Raw genomic sequence first — 9,304 nt, forward strand, 5'->3', positions numbered from 1 at the left:
CTCCGCGAGTTCCCGGAAGCGGTGCGACGGACCGGCGCCTGCCAGAGCCCGGTGATCGCGTCGGTGAGTCCCTCGGCGGCCTGCTTCCAGGGCGACCGCGCGAGCCGACCGTGGTGCGCCAGCGCCCCCTCGTGTTCGGCGCAGGTATGCATGAGCAGGTTGCGCGCCATCACGATCCGCTCGAAGCGGACTCGCTTGGGCAGGTCGGCGAGGCATCCCGTGATGCCGTCGATCACCTGGACCAGATGCGGCGACGACAGGGCGTCCTTGGTGACGACCTCGCGGTAGGTCGGGTCGGCCATGGCCTGCGCGGCGAACCGGGCGTACCAACTCGGGTTGCCGAGCTGGTCGAGGTGTTCGGTCAGCGGCCGCACCAGGCAGTCGACCCAGTCCCGCAGGTCCGCGGACGCGCCGATCTCGAGCAACATCCTGGCGCGCAACTGTTCGATCGGCACCCGGTGCTTGCTCTCGATCGCGCGCAGAAGGTCGGTGCGGGTGCCGAAGTGGTAGCAGACCGCGGCGTTGTTGCCCTGCGAAGCGGCCTCGCTGATCTGGCGGTTGGACACGGCGTGCATACCCCGTTCGGCGAAGAGGCGTTCGGCGGCGGCGAGCAGTACTTCGCGCGTCCCTTCCGATCGGTGTCCACTCAGGGGCCGGGCTGCGGTCACCGACTCAGTAGACACCCCGACCCTGGTTAAATCAAGCGATTGATTTAGCGTCGGCGGCGTCAGCACGTTGTGAAGCTCGCGCGATGTACCGGAGGGTCGCGGGATGCCGGCCACCACGACCCTGGCGTACAGTTCGCGAGTTAATCTCGGTGCTTGCTCGCGCCCCGTCGCCGCACCACGATGAGACGATGCCGACGTCAGCGCGTGTTCTCGTGGCCGGGTCGGGGTTCGCCGGCCTGTGGGCCGCGCTCGGCGCAGCGCGCCGCCTCGACGAACTCGACGTCCGCACGGTGGACGTCACCGTCGTCAGCCCGAAGCCATACCACGACATCCGGGTGCGCAACTACGAAGCCGACCTCACACCGTGCCGAATCCCGCTGTCGCAGTTGCTCGATCCCGTCGGCGTCGGCTACCTGGCCGCCGAGGTGACCACAATCGACCCGGCGGCCGCGACGGTGAGCACCGCCGACGGAGCGACATTGAGTTACGACCGCCTGGTGCTGGCGGCGGGCAGTCGCGTCGTCACACCCGACATCCCCGGTCTGGCGCAGTTCGGGTTCGACGTCGACACCTACGACGCCGCGCAAAACCTGCAGAGACACCTTCGCTCGCTGCGGGCCGGCGACCCGGCGTCGGCGACGGCCGTCGTGGTCGGCGCCGGCCTCACGGGCATCGAAACGGCCAGCGAACTGCCCGCGAGGCTGGCGGACGCTCTCGGTCCGCGATGGACACCGCGGGTGGTGCTCGTCGACCGGAATGCACACGTCGGCTCGGACATGGGCGCATCCGCACGGCCGGTCATCGAGAAAGCGTTGCGCGACAACGGCGTCGAGGTGATCACCGGACTGGGCGTCACCGCGGTCGGTGAGCGCAGCGTCACGCTGTCGACGGGTGAGGTGATCGACGCGGCCACCGTCGTCTGGTGTGCCGGTATGCGCGCCCATCCGCTGACCGGTCAGCTGGGTGTTCCGCTGGACCGGTTCGGCCGCGTCGCAGTCGACGACTATCTACGGGTGCAGGGCGTGAGTGGTGTGTTCGCGGCCGGTGATGTGGCTGCCGCGCGGATGGACGACGAGCACATGTCGGTGATGTCGTGTCAGCACGGCAGGCCGATGGGTCGGTACGCGGGCTACAACGTGATCGGCGACCTGCTGGGTCTGCCCATGAGGACGCTGCGGATCCCCTGGTATGTCACGGTGCTCGACCTCGGTGCAGCCGGTGCGGTGTACACCGAGGGCTGGGACCGGCGCGTCGTGAGCACCGGCGCGGCGGCCAAGGCCACAAAGCGGATCATCAACGGCGAGCGGATCTATCCCCCGCTGACCGGTGACCGTGCGGCGCTGCTCGCCGCGGCGGCACCGGAACTGCAGACGGCGCCCGCGTACGGGCAGTGACTATCTGCCGTTTCGCTCACGGTGCTTGCAGCCCGGCCAGCAGCACGGGCGGCGCTTACCTTCTTCGAGTTCCTCCTGGGTCCGGCGGATCCGGCGTTCGCGGGTCTTCTCCTGCTTGGCGTCCTCGACCCAGCAGATGAACTCGTTGCGCGCCAGCGGGGTGATGTCGTTCCAGGCCGCGAGCGCGGTGTCGTTGGCGAGCAATGCCTTACGCAGATCGGTCGGCAGCTTGTGCACCACGCCGCCGGACACTCGCGAGCTTCCCATGCGCGCAGGATAGACGGCGAGAAGGCAGACTGGCCGCATGCGGTCGGGTTTGACCATCGGAGAGTTCGCCACGGTGACGCACCTGAGCGTGCGGACGCTGCGCCGCTACCACGAGGCCAAACTGCTCGAACCCGCCTCCGTCGACCCGTTCACCGGATACCGCTACTACTCCGCCGAACAAATACCGACCGCCCAGGTGATCCACAGGTTGCGTCAACTCGACGTGCCGCTCGCCGAAGTCCGGGCCATCCTCGACACCGAGGATCCGCAGCGACGCGCGGAGGTGATCGCCGGTCATGTGCGGCGGTTGGAAGGCGAGCTGGACCGGACGCGCGCCGCCGTGGTGTCGCTGCGCCGGTTGCTCAATCCGGAGCCGGCCGACCTCGATGTCGAGCTGCGGTCGGTTCCCGCGCGGCGGGTCGCCGCGATCACCGGTCTTGTGCGGCTCGACGATTCGCTTGCGTGGTACGACGAGGCGATGGCCGAACTGGATGCCGCATTCCCCGAAGCCGAGCGCACCGGACCACCCGGCGGGCGCTACGCCAACGAACTGTTCACCCAGTCCGTCGGGGCGATGACGGTCTTCCGGCCGGTGCGCGTCCCGCGGCCGTCCGGCCGTATCGAGGTCGTGGAGCTTCCGCCCGTCGATCTGGTCGTCACCGTCCACGAAGGTCCGCACGACGATCTCGACGTCACCTACGGCCGTCTCGGAGCCTGGGTGGTGGACAATGCGCTCGCTGTCGACGGGCCGATCCACGAAACGTACGTTGTCGGGCCCCGCGACACGACGGATCCGGCGCGGTGGCGAACGGAGATCGGCTGGCCGGTGTTCCGGGTCGCTCCCGATGGGGATCCCGTCTGAGCTCGCGTCAGCTCTCAGGCGGGAAATCTGCACCGCGGGACAGCTTCTCATGTGCCCGGATCTCGGCGAGGGAGTTTTCGAGTGTGGTGACGACGGTGTCGTAACCGTCGCTGCCGAGGACGAGCCGCCGGGGCGGCGGATCCTCGGCCATCGCCGCGATGACCGCGCGCACCCCACGTCGGGGATCCCCCGGCTGCGCGCCGTCCTGTTCGACCATCGCGTCGCGGACCCGCTCGAGCACAGTGGCGTACTCCGGAACGGACTCCTCGATCGGTTCGTCGGCGAAACCCGCGTAGGCGCGGGTGCGGAACGCTCCTGGTTCGACCGCCATGACGCGGATGCCCAGAGGTTCGACCTCCTCGCGAAGGACCTCGGTGACCGTCTCGATCGCCGATTTCGTTGCGCTGTAGTAACCGAAGCCGGTGACGCCGCACAATCCGGCGACCGAAGACATGTTGATGACCCACCCGCTGCCCCTGGAACGCATACCGGGCAGCGCGGCGCGAATCACTGACAGCACCGCGAAGAAGTTGAGCTCGAACATCTTTCGGACCGCCGTATCGGCCATACCCTCGATCGACCCGTACCAGCCGCGGCCGGCGTTGTTGACCAGGACATCGATACCGCCGAAGTGCTCCTCGGTCGCGCGCACCGCCTCGTGCACCTGCTCGGTGTCGGTGACGTCGAGCGGCAGCACCAGGACGCGCTCGCCGTACCGCTGCGCCCAGTCGGTCAGCTCGGCCAGGCGGCGGGCGGTCAAGGCGACCCGGTCGCCGATCTCGAGAGCGGCGTCGGCGAACGCCATCCCGAACCCGCCGGGGGTGCCTCCGGTGATGAACCACGTCCTGGTCATGGTTCGATCACCAGGCGCGCGATCAGCTCGCCGTCGAGCGTGAACCGGAAGTGCAGGTCGGCCACGCCACCGGGAAAGTCGCCCTCGAGATGCTGCAGGACATCAAGGTGTGCGGCGCCGAACCGGGTCGCGCTGACGAGCTCGGTCGAGTAGGTGTACTCGCTGGCCGCGTTGCGCACCCAGTCGGCGATCTCGTCGTGGCCGCGGTAGGTGTGGCCCTCGTCGGTGACGGCGGCGTCGGCGGTGAAGGCCGTCAGCGCGGTTGTGACGTCGCGGTGCGCGGTGAGATAGGTCGCGACCGCCCAGGGCAGTTCATCGCGTCGAATGTCGGTGCCATCGCTCTTGTGCAGTGTCATGTACTCATGCTCAAGTCTCCCCCAGGGAGAGGGTCAACACGACGCCGACATCAGGGCTTGCAGCCCTATCGCGTCATACCTGCCCGCTTTGGGTATGAGAGGCGCACCATGAACGGCACCGGTGCCGTAAGAGATTCAGGAGATCAGCGATGTCGACCGACACCAACCAGCCATCCACGACCGTGTCGCCGGCCAACGTGGCCGTCATGTTCTTCGACCGCGTCGGGAAATCCGCAGACCGGGAGGCGTTCCGCAAACTCGATCGGGATCGATGGGTCTCCCTCACCTGGCGAGAGGCCGCACAACAGGTGGAGGCGTTGGCCGCCGGGCTTCTGGCGCTGGGCATCCAGCCCGAGGAACGCGTCGCGATCGCCTCGAGCACACGGTACGAGTGGATTCTGGCGGATCTCGCGGTCATGTGTGCCGGTGCCGCCACCACCACGGTGTACCCCACGACCAACGCGACCGACACCGCCTACATCCTGAGCGATTCGCAGTCTCGCGTCGTGTTCGCCGAGGACGAGACGCAACTGGAGAAGCTCAAAGAGCGGCGCGACGACCTGCCGCACCTCGAGAAGGTGGTGCTCTTCGACGGCACGGGAGACGGAGACCACGTCACCACCATCGCCGAGTTGGCCGACCTTGGAACCAAGTACCTCGCCGATCACCCCGACTGCGTGCGGACAACGGCCGATTCGATCACGCCGGACATGTTGGCGACGCTGATCTACACGTCGGGTACGACCGGCAAGCCCAAGGGTGTGCGGCTGTCGCACCGGGCGTGGGTGTACGAGGGCAACACCATCGCCGATTTCGGCATTCTGGGCGAGGACGACCTGCAGTTGTTGTGGCTGCCGCTGGCGCACGCGTTCGGCAAGGTGTTGATCACGGCGCAGTTGGCGTGCGGCTTCGCCAGCGCGATCGACGGCCGCGTCGACAAGATCGTGCCGAACATGGCCGAGGTGAAACCGACCTTCATGGGCGCGGCTCCGCGCATCTTCGAGAAGGCCCACGCGCGGGTCGTCTCCTCGCAGGAAGGGGTCAAGGAGAAGCTGTTCACCGCCGCCTTCGCCGCGGGACGCAACGCCGACCGCTACCGGCTGGCGGGTCAGGCGGTACCGCTGCCGCTGAAGATCGCACACACCGCGTTCGACCGCCTGGTCTTCAGCAAGGTGCGCGATGTGTTCGGCGGGCGCATCAAATTCTTCATCTCCGGATCCGCTCCACTGAACCGCGACATCGCCGAATGGTTCCACGCCGCCGGCCTGTTGATTCTGGAGGGCTACGGGCTGACAGAGACCGCGGCGGGCGCATTCATCAACCGGCCCGACAACTACAAGCTGGGCACCGTCGGGCAGGTGTTCGACGGCACGTCGGTGCGTCTCTCCGATGACGGCGAGGTGCAAGTGCAGGGCCCATGCGTGATGGACGGTTACCACAACCTGCCCGACAAGACGGCGGAGGCGTTCACCGAGGACGGGTGGCTGCGCACCGGGGACAAAGGCCAGTTGGACGAGGACGGCTTCTTGACGGTCACGGGCCGGATCAAGGAACTGTTCAAGACCTCGGGCGGAAAGTACGTCGCTCCGCCGGCCATCGAAGGCAAGTTCATGGCCCTGTGCCCGTATGCCGGCCACATTCTGGTCTTCGGTGAATCCCGCAACTTCTGCGTCGCGCTGATCACGCTGGATCCCGATGCGCTGTCCGGCTGGGCCGAGCACAACGGCCTCGGCGGCAAGTCCTACGCGGAGCTGGTCAAGGCGGATGCGGTGCGGGACATGGTGGGTGGCTACGTCGACGAGCTCAACTCGCAACTGAACCGGTGGGAGACCATCAAGAAGTGGGAGCTGCTCGACCACGACCTGTCGATCGAAAACGGTGAGCTGACACCGTCGCTGAAGGTCAAGCGGGGGGTTGTCGAGAAACAGAACCAGGAGCTGCTCGACTCGTTCTACTCCTGAGCGCAGTTGCCGCTACGGGGGCATGCGGCCCAGGAACTGGTGGGGATCGAGGGCAGGGCGCTTGGATTCGCGCAGACGCCTACGCAGAGAGTCGTCGATGCTGCCCACGTATAGCCAGCCCATCAAGTGCTCCTGCTCGGTCAGGCCGTGGGCCGCGCGAACCTCGCGGCTGTTGGCGAGCAGACCCGTGCGCCACATGACGCCCCACCCTGCGGCCCACAGCGCGAGTTCGAGCAGGTGGCCAACCCCGGCGGCGACCGCGTGCTGTTCCCAGGTCGGCACCTTGGGATGCTCGGTCGGGCTTGCGACCAGCGCGATCAACAGTTCGGCGCGGAAGGGTTTCGTGTTGTGGTCGCCGGGCTCGCGCACTTCGCCTGCCGCCGCGTCGAGCGCCTCGGCCAATTTCATCCGATCATCGCCGCGCAGGAGGATGAGCCGCCAGGGACGCAGGGCCTTGTGATCCGCCACGGACGTGACGGCCGCGAGGAGCTCGGCGAGCTCCTCGTCGGTCGGCGTCTCCGGACCCACTTTCGAGATCGACCGCCGCGTCGCCATCGACTCCAGTACCGGGTCGGAAAAGAACTTCACACTGGTCATTGTCTCGCCACGTCTCCCGCCACGCTCAAAGGCCGCCAGGATACACAAGGTCAGGCTGCCCTTGCTGGATGCGAGCACCCCGGGCTTGTTAGCGTCAGACAATGCCTATGATCTGGCCGCTTGCCCGAGCGCCATTGCGCGCGTTCGGGTTTGCGAACCGGGCCGTCGGCATCCGGTGGGCAACCACCGACGCTTGCCCGAAATGCCGTCTGCGGCCCGAACATAAGGAGAGACCGTTGGCCCAGTTCACCGACCACGGACCCAAGCCCTACGTCGTCAACATCGAGGATGCCACTGAAGCCAACGACAAGTTCCGCACGACGTTGTGGACGGGCGAGAAGCTACAGCTCACGCTCATGTCGATCCCGGTGGGCGGCGATGTTGGTCTCGAGATCCATTCCGACACCGACCAGTTCCTGCGCCTCGAGCACGGCCGCGCGCGACTCCAGATGGGCCCGTCAAAGGACAACCTCACGTTCGACGAGGAGATCTCGGACGACTGGATCATCCTGGTGCCGAAGGGGTCGTGGCACAACATCACCAACATCGGCGATGAGCCGTTGAAGCTGTAAGCCTGTACGCGCCGCCGCACCACGCCCATGGCACGGTGCACGAGACGCAGGCCGACGAGGACCACTAAGCCCGCCGGTCTCTGAGGACCCGATTGAGGCGCTGACGCAATGGGCGCAGTCCAGAACCTCTATTCCGCACTGTTGAAGCGGAATCGGGAAGCCGAGCGCGAGTTGCCGAGCGAGGTGCGGCGCAACCTCGCGCCGAACGGACTGAGGCTGATGCTCGCCAGCGCCCTGCAGTCGTCGGGCGATGAGACGGTCAACGCATCGACGGTGCTGCCGTGGCTGTTCGCGACCCTGGGTGTGCCTCCCGCCCTCACCGGTGTGCTGGTACCGGTCCGTGAGTCGGGTTCGATGCTGCCGCAGGCTTTTCTGACACCGCTGGTGTTGAGGGTGCGGTACCGCAAGTGGGTGTTCATCGCGGGCGCGCTGGTGCAGGCCGCCGCGGTCGCGGTGATGGCGGCCACCGCGGCTCTCGGGAGGGGTTTGGCCGCCGGTGCCGTCATCGTGGCCAGCCTCGCGGTCTTCGCGCTGGGCCGCTGCCTGTGCTCGATCGCTTCGAAGGATGTGCAGGGTCGAACGATCCCGAAGGGTGAACGCGGCCAGATCAACGGCGTGGCAACGACGGCGGCCGGGCTCGTCGCCGTCACTCTCGGGCTCGCAATCCGTCTTTTCGGCGGTGAGGATCTTTCGCCCGGTCAACTCGCGTGGGTGCTCGCCGCGGGTGCGGCGCTCTGGGTTGCGGTGGCGGTGGTCTACCGAGGCGTCCACGAGCCGCCCGGCGAAGCGCCATGGGAGGAGCCGGAGCCGGACGCCTCTTCCGACCTCGACAGCTTCACCGAGTCGGAGAACTGGTTCAGGCAGACGCACACGCTGCTGCGGGAGGACAAGCTGTTCCGGCACTTCGTCGGGGTGCGCAGCCTGCTGCTCGTCTCCTCGCTGAGCACACCGTTCGTGGTGACGCTGTCGATCCAGTCGGGCGCCGACAGCCTCGCCGGTCTCGGGGGCTTCGTCATCGCCTCGGGGCTCGCGGCGCTGATCGGCGGCCGCCTCTTCGGCCGCTTCGCCGACCGCTCGAGCAAGCGGCTCATGAGCGTGGGCGCAGGCGTGTCTTCGGTGATCGTCATCGCGACGGTCGTCATCGTCGCGCTTCCCGGGTTCAGCGGTGTGGGCTGGTTGAGCAATGCGATGTTCATCGCCGTGTACTTCGCTCTCGCGCTGATGCACACCGGCGTGCGGGTGGGGCGCAAGACCTATGTCATCGATATGGCCGTCGGTGACCAGCGGACCGTGTACGTGGCGGTTTCGAATTCGGCGATGGGATTCATCCTGTTGATCGTCGGCGGTATCAGCTCGCTGCTGGCGATCGTCCACGTCTCTTGGGCGTTGCTGTTCCTCGCGGCGATGGGGCTCGTCGGAGTGTTCGCCGGAGCCCGGTTACCCGAGGTCTCTCGGGGCTGATGCTGCGGCCAGGCGCGACTCGACCGGACGTGGAATTCGTGGCGGGGCCAGGCGACTCGCACCACCAGTCTCACCAGTCCCCGCCGGACCCATTTGTACAACTGCCCGACTATCAGCGAATTATTCGCTGCCAGCGAGTAATTCGCTCGTAGGCGGGCAGTCCGAGGTCGGTGCTGCTGGCGTTCACGTGTTATCGCGGTTCGCGGGGGCGCTAACCGTTTTTTGTCGGTGGTCGAATGTATGTTCGAAGTATGTCGGGAGTCGACCTGCAGGCCGCGGTGAGCGCGTTGCGTGCCGCCTTCGACGAGGCGGC

The 9,304-nt window shown here is 67.1% G+C and carries 8 protein-coding genes and 2 pseudogenes; 5 read left to right on the forward strand and 5 right to left on the reverse strand.

Annotated features, from left to right (window positions below):
- Positions 1–14: 14 nt before the first annotated feature.
- Positions 15–683: pseudogene (locus RMCN_RS25475) on the reverse strand (TetR/AcrR family transcriptional regulator); the annotation flags it as partial.
- Positions 684–856: 173 nt separating this feature from the next.
- Here RMCN_RS25475 and RMCN_RS25480 point away from each other — a divergent pair.
- The gene (locus RMCN_RS25480; protein WP_067395155.1) at positions 857–2,062 is read left to right on the forward strand and encodes an NAD(P)/FAD-dependent oxidoreductase; all 1,206 of its coding nucleotides are present in this window, start codon (positions 857–859) and stop codon (positions 2,060–2,062) included.
- Here the strand turns inward: RMCN_RS25480 and RMCN_RS25485 are convergent, their stop codons facing one another.
- The gene (locus RMCN_RS25485; protein ID WP_064349525.1) at positions 2,063–2,329 is read right to left on the reverse strand and encodes a YdeI/OmpD-associated family protein; all 267 of its coding nucleotides are present in this window, start codon (positions 2,327–2,329) and stop codon (positions 2,063–2,065) included. It abuts the gene before it with no gap.
- A gap of 37 nt (positions 2,330–2,366) precedes the next feature.
- On the opposite strand from RMCN_RS25485, the gene RMCN_RS25490 reads away from it, so the two are divergent.
- A complete protein-coding gene (locus tag RMCN_RS25490) occupies positions 2,367–3,191 on the forward strand; it encodes a MerR family transcriptional regulator (RefSeq protein WP_067395158.1) in 825 nt (274 codons plus the stop codon).
- A 7-nt stretch (positions 3,192–3,198) separates the two neighbouring features.
- On the opposite strand, the gene RMCN_RS25495 is transcribed toward RMCN_RS25490, so the two are convergent.
- Entirely contained in the window at positions 3,199–4,044 is an 846-nt protein-coding gene (locus tag RMCN_RS25495) for an SDR family NAD(P)-dependent oxidoreductase (RefSeq protein ID WP_067395161.1), read from the reverse strand.
- A complete protein-coding gene (locus tag RMCN_RS25500; RefSeq protein ID WP_067395164.1) occupies positions 4,041–4,400 on the reverse strand; it encodes a DUF4440 domain-containing protein in 360 nt (119 codons plus the stop codon). Before RMCN_RS25500 ends, RMCN_RS25495 begins: the two co-directional genes overlap by 4 nt.
- Positions 4,401–4,549: 149 nt before the next feature.
- Between RMCN_RS25500 and RMCN_RS25505 the strand changes: the two genes are divergently transcribed.
- Positions 4,550–6,361 (forward strand): AMP-dependent synthetase/ligase, encoded by a 1,812-nt coding sequence (locus RMCN_RS25505; protein WP_067395167.1) that lies wholly within the window; start codon positions 4,550–4,552, stop codon positions 6,359–6,361.
- Between the two features lie 12 nt (positions 6,362–6,373).
- On the opposite strand, the gene RMCN_RS25510 is transcribed toward RMCN_RS25505, so the two are convergent.
- Positions 6,374–7,036 (reverse strand): nitroreductase family protein, encoded by a 663-nt coding sequence (locus tag RMCN_RS25510; protein ID WP_234787780.1) that lies wholly within the window; start codon positions 7,034–7,036, stop codon positions 6,374–6,376.
- 158 nt (positions 7,037–7,194) lie between these two features.
- Here RMCN_RS25510 and RMCN_RS25515 point away from each other — a divergent pair.
- Together RMCN_RS25515 and RMCN_RS25520 are read left to right on the forward strand one after the other, a co-directional pair.
- A pseudogene (locus tag RMCN_RS25515) lies at positions 7,195–7,598 on the forward strand (cupin domain-containing protein).
- 40 nt (positions 7,599–7,638) lie between these two features.
- Positions 7,639–8,991, forward strand: coding sequence for an MFS transporter (locus tag RMCN_RS25520; protein WP_067395170.1), 1,353 nt, complete (start codon positions 7,639–7,641; stop codon positions 8,989–8,991).
- The last annotated feature ends 313 nt before the right edge of the window (positions 8,992–9,304 follow it).

Source organism: Mycolicibacterium novocastrense (genome assembly GCF_001570485.1).
Classification (GTDB): domain Bacteria; phylum Actinomycetota; class Actinomycetes; order Mycobacteriales; family Mycobacteriaceae; genus Mycobacterium; species Mycobacterium novocastrense.

Excerpts from the sequence above, each read along its gene's own strand:
- RMCN_RS25480 (WP_067395155.1), top strand. The coding sequence starts at position 857 with ATGCCGACGTCAGCGCGTGTTCTCGTGGCCGGGTCGGGGTTCGCCGGC.
- RMCN_RS25485 (WP_064349525.1), bottom strand. The coding sequence starts at position 2,329 with ATGGGAAGCTCGCGAGTGTCCGGCGGCGTGGTGCACAAGCTGCCGACC.
- RMCN_RS25490 (WP_067395158.1), top strand. The coding sequence starts at position 2,367 with ATGCGGTCGGGTTTGACCATCGGAGAGTTCGCCACGGTGACGCACCTG.
- RMCN_RS25495 (WP_067395161.1), bottom strand. The coding sequence starts at position 4,044 with ATGACCAGGACGTGGTTCATCACCGGAGGCACCCCCGGCGGGTTCGGG.
- RMCN_RS25500 (WP_067395164.1), bottom strand. The coding sequence starts at position 4,400 with ATGACACTGCACAAGAGCGATGGCACCGACATTCGACGCGATGAACTG.
- RMCN_RS25505 (WP_067395167.1), top strand. The coding sequence starts at position 4,550 with ATGTCGACCGACACCAACCAGCCATCCACGACCGTGTCGCCGGCCAAC.
- RMCN_RS25520 (WP_067395170.1), top strand. The coding sequence starts at position 7,639 with ATGGGCGCAGTCCAGAACCTCTATTCCGCACTGTTGAAGCGGAATCGG.